Origin of the sequence: Psychroflexus sp. MES1-P1E (assembly GCF_002836055.1) — a bacterium.
GTDB lineage: Bacteria > Bacteroidota > Bacteroidia > Flavobacteriales > Flavobacteriaceae > Psychroflexus.
In genome coordinates, this window is the sequence record NZ_PJBS01000348.1 from 1 (window position 1) to 17,477 (window position 17,477).

The following is a 17,477-nucleotide window of genomic DNA, read 5'->3' on the forward strand; positions in this document are numbered from 1 at the left end:
AAGATATTTGCATTGGTTAACTCGGTAAAGCTTCTTCTCAAGAAGCTAAAGGCGTAAAACTAGATTTGACCTCTTTAGGTTTTAAACATATTCAAGGAACTGTGACCTATAAGAATACCTCGGAATATTAGATAGCTGTTGAAGGCTTAGGATATGTGGTTAGATTCAAAAAAAGGCCTTAAAGTTTTAGGTTTAGACCAAACTGAAAAGCTAGAGCCTCGGCATTATAAATGTTATTAAAATGATTTAAGCGATCTACATTTAGAGATAGGTTAAACTTCCATACATCTAGAGCCAACCCTCCTCCAAAATTTGGTCTATTAAATTGGTCTATCCCTAAACTCACCTTTGCATACAATACTTTCCAAAAGCTCCGCTGGTAGATTCCATTGAGACTGTAAAATAGATTCCCAGCACTTACCATACTAAAAGCGTGCAGACTTAAAGTTTGGTTACCTGAGGGCTTTGCCACTGACTTTAGACTGCAAGTGCATGGCCTTGCTTCTTTTCCAAAATTATAACTCAATCCTAAATTTATTTTAGTTGGTTGAACGTATGTATATGATCCAGAAGTAGTCTCTCCCAATAAATTCGCTTCAATATCATCAAGCAAATTTTGATAATAATCAATCAAATCTTCATCACTTTCAAAATCAAGGAACTCGATACCAAGACCACCGTAATCAAAAGAACCTTCATAAACGTCTTGACTGGTGTCTTTTGTAAAACGAATAAAACCAAGGTCTAAAATACTCCCTGTGAATTCTAGCCTCTCATTTAAAAAATAAGATATTCCAAAATCAAAGCCTACTCCATAGTTAGAACCAATGAGTATATTCCCAGGAACCAGTTGATCAAGACTTTGCAAACCTGTACTTTGAAAATTTAAGTTCAAATCGCTTATGCTTTGATTGAGTAAAAACCCTTGCTGATTCTCCCTGGATATAAAGCGCCCAGTATTTCTTACTGATTTTATATTAACACTCGAAGTGTAGAGCTTACTTCTCACTCCGATATGTAAATCGTCATTTACTTGTTGATTAATTCCAAAATGAAATACGGTCTGCAGGTTTCCTCTGAAGTTGATTTGTCCAATATCATAACTTCTATTTTGACCAACATTTCCATAATAAGCAAGTTGCAATAAGTCTTTTGGAAAATTTAATACAGCATCACTTTCCTGATATACTCCGGCAGTATAGTAACGCGAATTACTTTTCCAACCAAAATTAATAAGATCAATTCTTTGATTAAAAGCCACAAAATCTTTAGCTGATATACGATCTAGAGATGCTGCCACATTGGTATTGAAATCTCTAGTGTTGAATAGATTATCTACATTGAGCACCGTGTTTCCAACAGAAGCATAAACATTAGAAAGTATAGGGACTCCGATATGAAAGTCTGTTTTTTCATAAGCAGCTCCTGGATTCAGCATCAAAGATTGCGGATTATGCCTTTGGTTGTAGAGCAAATGATTGTCTTGACTCCGTAGAGTATTGGATATTAAAACAAAAAAAAGAAAAGGTATAAACTTCATCCTTTTGTATAAAGATAACTAGCCTCAATGACACACTCAAGGTTCATTATACCGTTATTATCCGCTGATAAAGGCTGACTAAAAACAACTTCTAACTCTACACTGTTTGTTATTTTTTCTATGTCAGATTGTGTAGTATATAAGTTTGCAAACCTCCCTGTTTTTGGGGTAGACTCATCACCTTCTTCTATACTATGTGTAATTGTCAAAGTTTCAACGCCATCGGCATCAAAGAAAATAAACTCAAAAGTTTGTGGTGTATCGATACTGTTCTCTGCTAAAAACTTAAATTCTAGAGATTTTAAATAATCCGCATTAAACTGCTCATTTAGAAAATCGGTATTCACAAATTGGCGGATAGTATTAGGAGAAGGGATAGAATTATTTCCAACATTGATAAGTAGAGCTGGATACTGAATTTGAAACAAGTTAACTTCAAACCTTGGACTCAATTCAAAATCATCTGAGTCTAGAGGTCTATTGTCTGTGCACCCTAAGAAAACGACACATATAATAAGTAAGTATTTCATATTTTTAAAATAAGTCAATTTACCCTAGCAAGTTATTTAAAACGCTTACTTCTACATAAAAATTGCTGTAATTTCTATAAAAATAATATTAAATATTGAATTCTGAACCTATTCATAATCGTAAAGTGTCTTTATGCTAAATTAAATACTTCTATTTGCCTCTTATGCAGGTATTCAAAAAGTATAAACTTTTTAGAGTAGCTTTCTAAAGAAATAAACTTGAAAACAGTAGAACCAGGTTCTAAATAGGTTTAAACTATTTACGTTGTAACGTCTCCTTAGGTTCTAAATAAAAAGAGGCAGTTCGTTTTCAAACCACCTCTTGACTCTAATTCAAATTTGGTGTAAATCATATCGATCTAAATTCATGACTTTATTCCAAGCAGATGCAAAATCTTTGACAAACTTTTTTTCAGAATCTGAAGATCCATAAACTTCAGCAAGAGCCCTTAATTCTGAATTGGATCCAAAAATAAGATCAGCTCGTGTTCCTGTCCATTTTATCTCCCCAGTTTTACGGTCACTCCCTTCAAACAAAGTTTGTTCTTCATTACTAGATTTCCAAGTTGTTCCAAGGTCCAGTAGATTTGTAAAAAAGTCATTTGTTAAAACACCTTGACGATTTGTAAAAACACCATGTTTAGAGTGATTATAGTTGGTATTTAAAACTCTCATACCTCCAATAAGCACTGTCATTTCTGGAGCTGTCAAAGTCAACAAGTTGGCCCTATCTATGAGCAATTCTTCATCAGTAACTTTAAGATATCCTTTGGAATAATTTCTAAATCCGTCAGCCATTGGCTCCAAAGCATCAAATGAGTCAATCTCAGTTTGCTCTTTTAAGGCATCTGTTCGTCCAGGATAAAACGGAATTTGAATATAATTCCCTCCAGCTTCAGCAGTCTTCTCAATAGCGGCGTTCCCCCCTAGTACAATTAAATCTGCCATGGAAACTTTTTTATTTTCTTTTTGCAACGCATTAAAGTCAGATTGAATTTTAGTCAAAACCTCTAGAACTTTAGACAATTGTTTTGGAGAATTGACTGCCCAATTTATTTGTGGCTCAAGTCTTATATGGGCACCATTTGCACCACCACGCTTATCGGAATGCCTAAAGGTAGAAGCCGATGCCCAAGCTGTAGAAACCAATTCAGAAATGGATAACTCAGAATTCAAAATTTTAGATTTTAATTCTGCACCGTCTTTATCATTGATTAATTCGTGATCTACAGCAGGTATAGGATCTTGCCAGTTCTCTTGTTTTTTTGGGACATCTGTCCCTAAGTAACGATCAATTGGTCCCATATCACGGTGCATTAACTTAAACCAAGCCTTGGAATACGCTTCAGCAAATTCATTTGGATTTTCATAAAAATGTCTGGATACTTTTTCATAAGCAGTATCTTCCTTCAAAGCGATATCAGTAGTCAACATAAATGGAGCATGTTTTTTAGTAGGATTGTGTGCGTCTGGGATAGTTCCCGCTCCTCCATTGTCTTTTGGCTTCCATTGGTGTGCGCCTGCTGGACTTTTGGTCAATTCCCAATCGAATTTGAATAAGTTTTCAAAATATTTATGACTCCACTTGGTTGGAGTGTCGGTCCATGCACCTTCAAGTCCACTGGTGATTGTATCTTCACCTTTACCGCTTTTGTAGTTATTTTTCCAACCCATACTTTGCATTTCGATTGGTGCGCCTTCTGGTTCAGCTTCTACATATTCCAAATCATTTGCAGCACCGTGAGTTTTACCAAAGGTGTGCCCTCCAGCAATTAAAGCTACGGTCTCATAATCATTCATAGCCATTCGACCAAAAGTAACTCGAATATCATGAGCTGCACCTATAGGGTCTGGTTTTCCGTTTGGTCCTTCTGGGTTAACATAAATTAGCCCCATATGAGAAGCTCCTAATGGATTTTCTAATTCTCCTTCTGAGTATCGTTCATCATTGTCTAACCATTCTTTTTCAGATCCCCAATACACATCCTCTTCGGGTTGCCATATATCTTCACGTCCACCACCAAAACCTTGCATCTCAAGGCCCATAGATTCGTGAGCTACATTTCCTGTTAGCACGATTAAATCTGCCCAAGATAGTTTTCTACCGTATTTCTTTTTTATTGGCCAAAGTAATAATCTTGCTTTATCAAGGTTAGCATTATCTGGCCAACTATTAAGCGGTGCAAAACGTTGAGAACCAGTTCCAGCTCCACCGCGACCATCTTGAATTCTATAAGTTCCCGCCGCATGCCAGGCCATTCTTATGAAAAATGGACCATAGTACCCATAGTCTGCTGGCCACCACTCTTGGCTAGTTGTCATAAGTTCTTTTAAGTCTTCTTTGACAGTTTTAAGATCTAGGGTTTTAAACTCTTCCGCATAATCGAAATCCTCATCCATTGGGCTAGCCATTGATGAGTTTTGCCTAAGTATATTTATATTTAAAGAGTTTGGCCACCAGTCTTTATTACCGGAACCACTACCAGCAGCCTCCTTCATATCGCCATTTAAAAACGGACATTTCGCGGGAGAGGAATTCACGTCCCCAGCCTTTGCTTTTGAGCCGTCTTTAGAACTTTTCATATCTTCCATCATAAGCGTATTTAATTTTGAGTAAAGGAAACAAAATGGAAAACTTAGACACTATAAGTTTAATTTATATATTTTATATAATCATAAGTAAAACTAATTAATATTTTAATAATTAAATATTTCTTAAAAATAAATAAATTAATAAATGTATTCCTAAAGAATTGATGTTTTTTTGAAATAAAACAAAAACTCCTTCCCAATATTACGAGAAGGAGTTAAATTATACTGTAAAATTATTTTACTTATTATGATTCACCAAGTCCATCAAATCCACATCATTTCCAAGAAGGATTTCTTTTGAATTGATTCTGCCAACTGGTGTATCATTCTCCAATTTTAAAACTCCTCTTGGACAGACTGAGGCACAAATTCCACAACCCACACAAGAGGATCTAACTATATTTTCTCCTTTTTGCGCATAGGCTCTCACATCTATTCCCATCTCACAATACGTAGTACAGTTTCCACAGGAAATACATTGACCACCGTTGGTCGTAATTCTGAATTTTGAAAATAAGCGCTGTTGAAATCCTAAAATAGCAGCCATAGGACATCCAAATCTACACCAAACTCTATTCCCAAAAATAGGGTAAAAGCCCACCCCTACAACTCCAGAAAAAATAGCACCAATTACAAAACCATAGGTTGATCTTAGGGTTTCCGCTTCAAATAAAAAAACCTTATCTATAAGTTCAGAAAAGTGAAGTCCCAACAAGGAAAGTATAACGACAAAAAAACCAATAGCCCCATATTTAGCATCGTTTTGCAGTTCTTCACGCTTATAAAGCATCGTCCAAGTAAAGACCATCGTCAGTAAACTTGCTACACTTATAAGGAAAGCAGTACCAGACAACCAATACTTATCAGTATTTAGATATGAATAAACAACTGCCGTCGTCATTATGACAACAAAAACAACAACTGTATGGACTAACCAGCGCTCCAATTTCCAAGAAGACTGGGATTTATCGCTCAAATGGCGGAAAGAATCTCCCGCAGTTTCTGCTAATCCTCCACAGCCACACACCCAAGAACAATACCAGCGCTTACCATATTTATAAGTTAGAATAGGAGTAATAATAAGGATAGAAAGAACTCCAAAAATAAGTAATCCAATCCCAACATTTCCCGCATTTATATACTGATCGACTCTATACTGCTCAAAATTATAGTAGTTTAATGGCCATATGTTGACGAAGTTATAATAGGGTAATGAAAAATCATCTCCGTTGAGTCTTGACATCAGCTCAGGAATTAAAAATGCAAATCCCAATTGGAAAAACATAACTGAAAATGTGCGTAAGCGTTGATAGCGATTATGACGATATTTCCATAGGAATTTTACACCAAAACCAACAATAGCTAGGGTGTACAAGGTTCCGTAGACAAACCATTGGCTTGCTGCATTCCCGCTTATAGCTTTGCTTAACGGATCAAACAAAGCTACAACTCCTGTATTTTCTCCATCGCTACTCAATCCTATCCAGCTAGGATAAAAATAAAGCACAATATAAAATCCTGTCAAGACTAAGCCTAAAATATAAGCCCAGAATCCACGGTTGGTTAGAGATTTAAAATAAACCCGATCGTTTTTGATACCTTCAGTCATATAACCATAACTCACTTTGGAATACCAAAAAATCCCTGCGAAAACCATGATAAGCGACAAACTCACCCAAACAATTTTAGGTTGAAATTGAATATTGAAACCCGATAAGACCATTATAGAAACACCTAACAATCCTAATGCAGAAGATAGTTTTTGCTGGACATTTAAAGCTTCTGGCGAGTTGCCTGTAACAGACATGTTTACATATTCACTCATAATTAGATTGTTTTTAGTGTATGTTGAAATTTATTTTGAATTTCTTTCTCATAAGACTTAAAAAATTCAGGATCAAAGTTAGCCGACTTCAGGTTTTTAATAACCTCGTCAACTGTAGCTTTCTCAGTTAACCAGCGATCAAAAACTTCATGGCGTAGTCGAATCCCAAAGGTGTTTATTCCTTTAAAAATCCTCGATTCAATTTCATACTGGATATGTATGCATTTTTTTCCGTCGGTATGTTGCCAATAAAAATCAGTTTGTCCTTCCTTAGGTTGGTTAAATACCCAACCATATGTTTGATATTCGATATCGAAAAACTTAGCCGAATTAAACCAATGCCCTGGCTTGTATTCTCTAAGATTACCACAGAGTGTTTGAGCCAAAGTCTCTCCCATCATTCTACCGGTATACCAGACCGCTTCAATTGATGGACGATTTCCGATAGGCTGCCTTTGCTCGGCACAGTCTCCAATAGCATAAATATCCTCTACGCTGGTTTCCAGATTTCGGTTCACTAAAACTCCTCGATTTAATTCGATATCACTGGAGTTAAGGAAATCGATATTTGGTGAAACCCCAGGCGTTAGCCCTACAAAATCACACTCCAAAACCTCTCCTGTTTCTTTAATTTTTATAGCCTTAACTCTACCTGTTTTATCTGCACTGATTTCTTCAAGATTAGTTTCTAATCTTAAGTCGATATGATGCTCTCGAATATGTCTGTCAATAAGCTTTGCTTCTTCATCAGGTAGCACATTGTTCCAAAAATGGCTCTCCCTAACCAATAGAGTAACAGGGATATTTCTAGTCGCAAGCATTTCTGCTAATTCAATTCCTATTAAACCACCACCAACGATAACGGCTCTCTTGCATACCTCCTTATTTGGGGCATGAACTTCTAGAGACTCTAAATCTTGTTTGCTATAAAGGCCCAAAACACCATCGGAATCTTGACCAGGCCAACCGAATTTGTTTGATTTAGAGCCACAAGCAATGACAAGCTTATCATAAGAAAATGCTTCTCCTGATTCTAGCTGTAACTCTTTGTTTTTATGATCAACGGCAGAAACATAAGCCTGCTTAATGTCTATTCTATTTTTTTTCCAAAATCCATCTTCATATGGCTTAAGATGATTCCATTTCATGTGACCCATATAAACGTACATCAAAGCGGTTCTAGAAAAGAAATGTTCACTTTCAGAAGAAATTAAGGTAATACGCTGATTGGATAATTTTCGAATATGCCTAGCTAAAGTCACTCCTGATATACCATTCCCGATGATGACAATATGTTCTTGTTTCAAATTTCACAGGTTTTAATTAAAATATTAGTCGTGGGTATGATGTTAAAATTACTAAATTTATTTAAAAATACAGCAATCTCAAAATTTTATTGATGTATTAATAAGTACTATTCATAAAATTTTTAAAGCACTTCTCAAGACACTTTATCAAAAAGCGCTTCAGGAATTTGAGTCCACTACTAAAGGTAAAGTCCCATTTATATATAGAAATATATTCTTTAATAAAGTAGGTTTTTTCAATTGCTGAATTCAAGTCATAAATGCAACTTCTGCATTACATAATAATTGATCCATTACAAATATAGGATTTTCAAACCCTCATCTTAATCTGATGAGACTTTAGAAATTGATATCCTTATAAGGTTTAAAGTAATCAAACTAAATAATATTGAAAAAAATACTGCTTTATTGCTACCCTCAAAGATATTCCTATCGAATATAATTGAAACAATTGATACACCAAACACAAACCTAATAGTTACATTAACTTAGAATTTATATCATCCTTTATATTTCTTAAGCTGTGATTCATTTTTTAAAGAACACCACTTACTCTTCTTTTTACAGATAGTTTAAAATATCCAGTCTAATTGTTATTCAATTTAATAGGGATTCTGTAACTGTGTAATTGGCCATCTTCTGAAATACCTTCAATATAAATAATACCTTCTTTAAGTTTAGTATCCACCACTTTCAAATCAACACTATTATTATTCTGGGTTCCTCCTTGAACTACTATATTAGGAAACCAGGCTATAGAGCCAAGTCTTTTAAATGTTTCGCTATTGTAAGATGTATAATTTGGGTTAGTGTATTTTTTTATTTCATTATAACCTTCCTTTACATCTATTGAGGTAAACACTCCTCCATTATCTTTATCATAAAGAGGTGTTTTACGGCTTTCAAGTGCTATAATTCCGCCTTGTCCAAAGAAGCCTTCTCCAAAGCCGTCTTTATTAATTGTAATTGATTCAAATTGATCCAATCGAGCATTGGATAGAAATGAAGCATTTTTAAATCTAGTGCCGTCTAATATGAATCCAACTTGTCCAATATCTCCTAAACCTTGACTTCGATTTCTTAACCTATGAACTTCAAACACTTCTCCGAATGCACCATAGTTTTCATTTACTCTAAAACCTTTTGCAGCTAGATAAGCTGAAAGTTTTAAATATTCATTAACTATATCTTCAGTAATTTCTTCTCTAGTACCTCGAATGAATCGATCTATTTTTTCTTCTTTATTTTTTGGTGCTAAAATAATGACTTCCTTAAGTTCATTTGTTTTGGTGAAATTAGCTGCAACTCTATTTTTAGATAATGAAATATCTTTTAAAAATGGTAAAGTGTCAAGCTCTTCAAATAAAACAGGATGTTGGTTATTAAAAATTACACGAGTTTTCAAAGTTAATTTTGGTGCTTTAAAATTGCCTAGCTTGTTTACAGCAGTATATTCAAGTTTTTCTCCAATCACTGGATATTTATTTTTTAAAAAAAAGACCCTTGATGAATCAAGTTTTAAACTATAGTCCTTATTAAATCTAGAGGCTATACCTACCATAAGGTCATCATCTTTTTTTATTTTATCTATCAAATACAAGATTTGGTCAAAACCGTTCTCTCGTTTATATTGAAGTGTAGGTGGTTCAGATAATTCAAGGTTAGTTGTGTATAGACTTTTTGACATTAACAATAGTACATCCAACTCATTTAAACTTGATAGCGACGTATAATCAAAAAAAGATTTAAAGTCATTATTATCTATGTAAGGATTTAATCTCAATGTTTTAATAATAGATTGCGGCGACCTATAAGTGATGTTTTCTTTTGGTAGTATGGAGGCACTAAGCATTAATTTACTATTATTTTTGAAGTTTAAACTTAAAATTATAGAATCTTGTTTATCGACTTGCTTTAGTGTATAGTCAACTTTAGATTCAGTTTCATCTGTAGTTTCATTCAAATACATGCGTTCTAATACAGCTTTACCATCCTTTAAGAGTTGAATTGTATTTAGGCCAACAAAAAGTTTATCTTTTTCTATCGCAATTGACTTCTCAGAATTATTCATTTCAATATTGAATGAAATAAAGTTTTGATCCTTAAAAATAAACAATTGCCATTTTTCATGTTCTTTAATAGATGTGGTCTCAATATTTAAATAGATGTGTTTTTTTAAATTGATAAGGTCAAGAGAATTACCTTTAGATTTTATATCTTCAATCGGGATGATCTTCTTAAAGCCTCCTTTTGTTATGACTTCTATTTTGTAGGTTTTATTTTTAAGTGGTCTAAAATTCATTCTTGCTAAACCCAATTTACTAGTTGTAAATTCTTTTATTGGGGTATTATTTTCAAATAGTATAAGAGTTGATTCTTCAGGGTTGCCTATATCGTTAGTAATTTTTATACCCAAATTAGAATTTAAACCATAAACGATTTCTTGTCCTTCAGGACGAATAACTACTTCAATATCTTGAGCTTTTGTTTTAGATCTCACAACCTCATCGATGACCTCAAACTTTTGAAAATAAGCATCAGATTCCTTAAAATTATTCATGTAATTAGTCATCGCCTTAAAATAGTAGCGCCCTGGTGTAAACGTACTATCTATTTTAATTTGATTAAAGAAAATACCGTTGTTTGCAAGTACCATTGATTTATCAATTAAATTACCAATGCTATCATAAACAAAGACCTGAATATTTCTTACGTTATCGCTTAATTTCCCATTAGTTCTATCGATAGCATAACCTTTATACCATAAATACTCTCCAGCTGTAAACACCGACTTATTTGTATGAACAAATATGGATTCACGGGGTAACTCGAAATAATCTTTATATTTTTCTAAAAATACGTCTTGAGCATTTGCAGATAGGATGAAAAAAAATAAAAGGCTGAGTGAACTAAATTTCATAATGATAGTTTTTTAAATAAACTCGCTACTTATACCAAGTAAATTATTCATTAATCAAATTCACTAGTACTTAATAACTACCGAGAATATGGTTATCCGTGGGGTTCAAAATAAATTATAAAACTAATAAGCTAAATAAGAATACTAAATATAATAAAATCTTTGGCAATAAAAAAATTGCTCTAAATTTTAGAAAATAATAGATTCCAATCTTTACCAAATGAAACTGTTTCATTTTTTAAGGCCTTATCGAATCTTCTCAAAAAAAAAATCAATTATTTTTTACTCGTTATTTGTATCAGTTGAATCTAAAAACTAGCAAATTCTAGTAGGCTACTTTTACCCATTTAGACCTATCCTATCGCAATAAATCGTTTCTTTCTTCCGTGCATTTTATCAAAAAGAATTACTGTAGCTAAGGCTATGCTTATATTTTTCTCCTCAACTAAGTAAAAAACCTGTGCTGAGCTACGTCGTAGTATAATTCAACTATTTAATAAAACATTTAAAAACTAAATTGGTATTATATGATGGGGCTCATTAGAACTAGAGTAACTAGTACATAAAACCACTTCTCCCTTTGAAACTAAAGTACCTGTATCATAAAACGAGACAGATATTAATTGTTTAAAAATTAATGCTCAATTTCAAATCCATAAAATTCTTAGGAAAATTATGCAATTTAGGGTCTTAGAAAACTTAATCAAATAGAATTCTTTGATCACTAAAAAAGCAGGAACTTTTAGAATTCCTGCTTTTTTAGCTTAATGAGTATACCTTATTTTAAATCGAAGTTATCCAGAGAAACTAGCTCCTAGATACTCTCTATTCAATCTAGCGATATTCTCAAGAGAAATCCCCTTAGGACATTCTATTTCGCAGGCTCCTGTGTTGGTACAGTTACCAAATCCCTCTTTATCCATCTGGTTTACCATGCTGAGTACACGTTCGTGAGCTTCTACTTCCCCTTGAGGTAATAAAGCAAACTGTGAAACTTTTGCTGCGGTAAATAACATCGCACTCGCATTTTTACAAGCAGCCACACACGCACCACAACCTATACAAGTCGCCGCATAAAACGAATCGTCTGCATTATCTTTTTCTATAGGAATACTGTTGGCATCCTGAGTATTACCAGACGTGTTAACCGATATGTAACCGCCGGCATGTTGAATTCTATCAAAAGCAGACCTATCAATGACTAAATCTTTGATGACAGGAAAAGCAGTAGCTCTAAACGGCTCTATAACAATATCATCTCCATCCTTAAACTTTCTCATGTGGAGTTGACATGTAGTGACTCGTCTATCGGGTCCATGAGGTTCTCCATTAATTTGGAGCGAACACGATCCACAGATTCCCTCTCTGCAGTCATGGTCAAATTCAACGGGGTCAACCCCTTCCTCTACTAGAGTATTATTTAAAACATCTAGCATTTCTAAGAAAGACATATCTCCATCGATACCATCTACTTTATAATTTTGAAATCCTCCTTTATCTTTGGCATCTTCTTGACGCCATATTTTTAAATTAAGCTTCATAATTCAATTATTTATAGCTTCTTGTTTTTAATTCAATATTCTCAAAAATCAATTCTTCTTTATGAAGTTTCGCATCTCTAGGGTTACCAACAAATTCCCATGCTGAAACAAATCGATAATTTTCATCATCTCTTAAAGCCTCACCATCTTCTGTTTGGTATTCTTCTCTAAAGTGACCCCCACAAGATTCATTTCTTTCTAAAGCATCTTTAGCGAAAAGTTCTCCAAGTTCAAGGAAATCTGCAACTCGTCCTGCTTTCTCTAATTCAGAATTTTTAGTCCCTTCTTTACCGGTTACTTTTACATTGGCCCAGAAGTCATCTCTTAGTTCTTTAATTTCCTCTAGGGCTTCTTTAAGATCCTTTATGTTTCGAGACATTCCACATTTGTCCCACATAATTTTCCCTAATTTCTTGTGGTAATAGTCAACAGGATTCTTGCCTTTGGCAGCAAAAAGTTTTTGAACTCTTTCCTTTACCTCTTTTTCTGCTTTCTCAAACTCTTCAGTATCTGTAGAAATGCTGCCAGTTCTAATATCATCTGATAAGTAATCACCAATGGTATATGGCAAGACAAAATACCCATCTGCTAAACCTTGCATAAGGGCAGAAGCTCCTAATCTGTTTGCTCCGTGATCAGAGAAATTAGCTTCTCCAGTAGCATAACATCCAGGAATTGTTGTCATCAAGTTGTAATCTACCCAAAGACCACCCATTGTATAGTGAACCGCAGGGAAAATCATCATTGGAGTTTTGTATGGGTTTTGATCCGTAATTTTCTCATACATCTCAAATAGGTTACCATACTTAGACTCAATAACTTCTTCACCCAATTTTATAATTTCTTCTTTACCTGGTTTCTTGTGTCCAGATATGAAGGCTTTTTCTTTACCATAACGTTCAATGGCAGCTTTAAAGTCCAAATAAACAGCTTGTCCGGTTTTGTTTACACCATAGCCTTCATCACAACGTTCTTTTGCTGCTCTAGAAGCAACATCACGTGGAACAAGATTTCCAAAAGCTGGATATCTTCTCTCTAAATAATAATCTCTATCTTCTTCACCAAGTTCAGTTGGCTTTAACTTACCCTCTCGGATAGCTTCAGCATCTTTACTATGTTTAGGAACCCAAATACGTCCGTCGTTTCTTAACGACTCAGACATCAAGGTTAATTTTGACTGTAAATCTCCTGAAACAGGAATACAAGTAGGGTGAATTTGTGTAAAGCATGGATTTGCAAAAAAGGCTCCTTTTTTGTGAGCTCTCCAAGCGGCCGTCACATTACTACCCATAGCATTGGTAGATAAATAGAACACATTCCCATAACCACCAGAGGCTAAGACCACAGCATGCGCAGAATGTCTTTCAATTTCTCCAGATATCAAATCTCTAGCGATAATTCCTCTTGCTTTTCCATCAACCAAAACCAAATCCATCATTTCATGTCTAGTGAAAGATTGAATCTTACCTCTGTTAATCTGTCTATTCATTGCTGAATAAGCTCCAAGTAAAAGTTGTTGACCTGTTTGACCTTTGGCGTAAAAAGTTCTTGATACCAATACTCCTCCAAATGATCTGTTGTCTAGCAAACCCCCATATTCTCTTGCGAAAGGAACACCTTGTGCCACACATTGGTCAATAATATTACTAGATACTTCGGCGAGTCTGTAGACATTCCCTTCTCGAGATCTATAATCGCCACCTTTTACCGTGTCATAAAATAATCTGTAGTCGGAATCTCCATCACCTTGGTAATTTTTTGAGGCGTTAATTCCTCCTTGAGCTGCAATAGAGTGTGCACGTCTTGGCGAATCTTGAAAACAAAATGTTTTTACATTATATCCAAGTTCTGCTAATGTTGCTGCACAGCTACCTCCTGCTAACCCAGTTCCAACAACTATAATGTCAATATTACGTTTGTTGGCAGGATTAACAAGATTGATTTCATTTTTATGTTTGGTCCATTTTTTCTCAATGGGTCCTTCTGGTACTTTTGAATCTAAAACTGTCATAATCCTTTCGCTTATAAGTTATTAAAGTAGTGAAATATAGCAATAAAAACGAATCCCATTGGGATAACAATTGCAAAAGCTTTTGTAAAGACCTTTAGAGCTTTTGAATACATGTTGTTGAAACCAACAGATTGGAATGAAGAGGCAAAGCCATGAAGTAAGTGAAGCATTAAAAAAGAAAATGATAATGCATACAAACCTGTTCGTATCGGATCTCCAGTAAATTTCGCTACGGTTTCGTTGTAGTAACGTGTTGGATCATCAGGATGGCTCTCAACGTATTTATGAACCAATTCTGGAATCCAGAAATCGTAAAAGTGTAAGCCTAAAAATAGTAATACTACACTCCCAGAAATAATCATGTTTCTAGACATCCAAGAAGAATTGGAACCACCGTTAAATTTGGCGTAACTCACAGACCTTGCTTTTCTATTTCTAATATCTAGGACAAATCCCATGATAAAGTGAAATACAACTCCCAAAATTAAAATAGGTTGTAAAATCGCTTGGACCACAAAATTAGTCCCCATAAAATGGGATATTTCATTAAAAGTGGATGGACTTACTACCGATGTAAAATTTATTGTAAAATGTTGAGCTAAAAAAAGGACTAGAAATAGTCCTGATAGAGCCATAGCAAATTTCCTTGCTATTGATGTTTTGCTTATTCCAGCCATAAGTCTTTATTTAATTATAACACAAAAATACACCACCTAGAGCTCGCAAGCAAATAAAGCCAGTTGTTTAGCCATAATTTAGAATAGTTTTAAAGTCTATTGAATTGATTTTACGAAAACCTTTGAGTTTTATCACCCAATTTGTGTCTTGAAAACTTTTAGTCACCACTTAAAACCTAACAAATACAATTTTCACCTTCCATTTCTTACCTTTGGAAAAAATTAAAATTATGAGATACGAACCTATAAAATCTGACTTGTTCATTCAGAATAGAAAAAATTTCATGAGTCAGATGCTGCCTAACAGCTTGGCAGTATTCAATTCTAACGATACATATCCAATTGGTGCAGATAGTACCATTCCTTTTCAACAAGATCGAAATATTTACTACCTCAGTGGTGTAGACCAAGAGGAAAGTATTTTGGTATTATTTCCTGATGCTCCAAATCCTAAACACAGAGAAGTTTTATTTCTGACAGAGACCAATCCGCATATAGCGGTTTGGGAAGGAGAAAAACTCAATGAAGAAAAAGCGCTTCAAAACACAGGGATAAAAACGGTATATTGGTTAAAAGACTTCCCTAAAGTTTTTAATGAATTGATGACCCAATGCGGCTTGGTATATATGAATACCAACGAGCACTATCGGGCAGATCATGCCACCCAAACTCGTGAAGATCGATTTAATAAGTGGTTAAAAGAAAACTACCCCGCCCATCAAGTGGCCAAAAGCAATCCTATTTTACAACGCTTGCGCTCTATCAAGCATCCTTTAGAACTAGAAGTGATGCAAAAAGCTTGCACTATTACTGAAAAAGGTTTCAGAAGAATTTTAAATTATACCAAACCTGGCCAATGGGAGTATGAGTTGGAGGCTGAGTTTATGCATGAATTTTTGATGAATAAATCTCGAGGTTTTTCCTATACACCTATTATCGCAGGAGGGAAAAACGCAACCGTACTTCATTATATAGAAAATAAAGAACAGTTGAATACTGGTGATTTAATTTTGATAGATGTTGGGGCAGAGTATGCGAATTATGCGAGTGATATGACTCGTACTATTCCTGTATCTGGAAAGTTTAGTGATAGACAAAAGCAAATTTATAATGCGGTAAATAAAGTCAAAAAAGAAGCTACCAATCTATTGGTTCCTGGTACTATTTGGAAAGATTACCATGTTGAGGTGGGGAAACTAATGACCTCCGAGTTGATAGATCTTGGATTGTTAGACAAGGTAGATATTCAAAATGAAAACCCAGATTGGCCTGCCTATAAGAAATACTTTATGCACGGAACGTCTCATAATATTGGACTAGACACACATGATTATGGTCTACTTAACGAACCGATGAAAGCTAACCAAGTTTTCACTGTGGAACCAGGAATTTATCTGCCAGAGGAAAATATGGGTATTCGTCTAGAAGACGATGTAGTTATACAAGAAAATGGGACTCCCAAAAACTTGATGGCTAATATTCCTATCGAAATTGAAGAGATAGAGGATTTGATGAATTCTTAAGGGAAAATGGGAATAAATTTTCAACTATCAATATATTAACATATTAGATAAAAATATCTTAACTTTATTGTTATTTTTAAAGGACTAATTATGAAAACTTTATTCCTGTTAAACTTTTTTCTCCTATTTTTGATTTCAGTAAATGCTCAAAATTATCAATCTTTTTTTGGCGAAGAAGAGACACATGTTATATATCTTCATAATCCCGGCACGCTTTGTGGATGCTCCCGATTTTTAGATTCTCTTTCTATCACAACAGAAGTTGTTTCAGCAGATGGTGAAATTTTGAAAAAAGCAGATCACTTCAAGTATAATCAAACGGAACCCCCCATTTCTTTTTATTATAGGGAGGATCTTGAAGAAGGTAAATTATGGTATCGGCCAACAATTGATGCTGAGGACTATTTAATAGCAGATTTATCACTAGAAATTGGAGACACTACTGATATTTTTTCAACTTTTTTTGAAGGCGATGATAACACGGTTACTGTTAGTGACATAGTCTATGATGGCAATTATAAAATTATATATTTTGAAACTTCTTGGCAAGATGAAATATTTTTCAAAGAAGGGGTATTACCACTGATGTTCAATGAACAAGTTCCTCTTCCTGAGGGATTTGATTATTTTTTTACATATTTTACAGTATGTGTTGAAAAAGATGGAGATCAAGTGTTTAGGATTGATGAAATTTGGGATTTAGATATTGAAGATACAAGCAATGATTGGGTAACTTGTGAGTTGGTAGACATTCAAAATTTAAGCAACGAAACTTTTGATGAGAACCAATATACAATTTATCCAAATCCAACGTTTGATAAATTAAATATTGATACTCATGGAAACATAGTTAATCCTATTGAATTGTTTAACACCCGAGGAAAAAGGGTGATGACTACTTCACTTGCTAATTCAAATCAGATTGATGTTTCTCATTTAAGTCCTGGTATTTACTTTATTAAACTTGACACGGATAAAAATAGTATAATTCATAAATTCGTAAAAAAATAG

General features: G+C 34.3%; 11 protein-coding genes. 2 read left to right on the forward strand and 9 right to left on the reverse strand.

Annotated elements, in window-relative coordinates; all coding sequences use genetic code 11:
* Positions 1 to 178: 178 nt before the first annotated feature.
* The 9 genes from CXF67_RS15765 to CXF67_RS15805 form a co-directional block, all read right to left on the reverse strand.
* Positions 179 to 1,540, reverse strand: coding sequence for a DUF5723 family protein (locus CXF67_RS15765; protein WP_102089607.1), 1,362 nt, complete (start codon positions 1,538 to 1,540; stop codon positions 179 to 181).
* Positions 1,537 to 2,070, reverse strand: a complete 534-nt coding sequence (locus tag CXF67_RS15770; protein WP_102089608.1) for a hypothetical protein — start codon at positions 2,068 to 2,070, stop codon at positions 1,537 to 1,539. Before CXF67_RS15770 ends, CXF67_RS15765 begins: the two co-directional genes overlap by 4 nt.
* A gap of 333 nt (positions 2,071 to 2,403) precedes the next feature.
* Positions 2,404 to 4,662 carry a catalase/peroxidase HPI gene (gene katG, locus CXF67_RS15775; protein WP_102089738.1) on the reverse strand — a complete coding sequence of 753 codons (2,259 nt, stop codon included), beginning with the start codon at positions 4,660 to 4,662 and terminating at the stop codon, positions 2,404 to 2,406.
* 238 nt (positions 4,663 to 4,900) lie between these two features.
* Positions 4,901 to 6,487 (reverse strand): 4Fe-4S binding protein, encoded by a 1,587-nt coding sequence (locus CXF67_RS15780; RefSeq protein WP_102089609.1) that lies wholly within the window; start codon positions 6,485 to 6,487, stop codon positions 4,901 to 4,903.
* Between the two features lie 2 nt (positions 6,488 to 6,489).
* The gene (locus tag CXF67_RS15785) at positions 6,490 to 7,794 is read right to left on the reverse strand and encodes an NAD(P)/FAD-dependent oxidoreductase (protein WP_102089610.1); all 1,305 of its coding nucleotides are present in this window, start codon (positions 7,792 to 7,794) and stop codon (positions 6,490 to 6,492) included.
* A gap of 586 nt (positions 7,795 to 8,380) precedes the next feature.
* Positions 8,381 to 10,714: a hypothetical protein gene (locus CXF67_RS15790; protein WP_102089611.1), complete on the reverse strand. Its 2,334-nt coding sequence runs from the start codon at positions 10,712 to 10,714 to the stop codon at positions 8,381 to 8,383.
* A gap of 794 nt (positions 10,715 to 11,508) precedes the next feature.
* On the reverse strand, positions 11,509 to 12,255 hold the full coding sequence (locus CXF67_RS15795) for a succinate dehydrogenase/fumarate reductase iron-sulfur subunit (protein WP_102089612.1): 747 nt from the start codon (positions 12,253 to 12,255) through the stop codon (positions 11,509 to 11,511).
* A gap of 7 nt (positions 12,256 to 12,262) precedes the next feature.
* Positions 12,263 to 14,266, reverse strand: a complete 2,004-nt coding sequence (locus CXF67_RS15800; protein ID WP_102089613.1) for a fumarate reductase/succinate dehydrogenase flavoprotein subunit — start codon at positions 14,264 to 14,266, stop codon at positions 12,263 to 12,265.
* Positions 14,267 to 14,277: 11 nt separating this feature from the next.
* Entirely contained in the window at positions 14,278 to 14,943 is a 666-nt protein-coding gene (locus CXF67_RS15805) for a succinate dehydrogenase cytochrome b subunit (RefSeq protein ID WP_102089614.1), read from the reverse strand.
* Between the two features lie 230 nt (positions 14,944 to 15,173).
* On the opposite strand from CXF67_RS15805, the gene CXF67_RS15810 reads away from it, so the two are divergent.
* Together CXF67_RS15810 and CXF67_RS15815 are read left to right on the forward strand one after the other, a co-directional pair.
* Complete coding sequence (locus CXF67_RS15810; protein ID WP_102089615.1) at positions 15,174 to 16,466, forward strand: aminopeptidase P family protein; 1,293 nt, start codon at positions 15,174 to 15,176, stop codon at positions 16,464 to 16,466.
* Between the two features lie 90 nt (positions 16,467 to 16,556).
* Positions 16,557 to 17,477 carry a T9SS type A sorting domain-containing protein gene (locus tag CXF67_RS15815; protein ID WP_102089616.1) on the forward strand — a complete coding sequence of 307 codons (921 nt, stop codon included), beginning with the start codon at positions 16,557 to 16,559 and terminating at the stop codon, positions 17,475 to 17,477.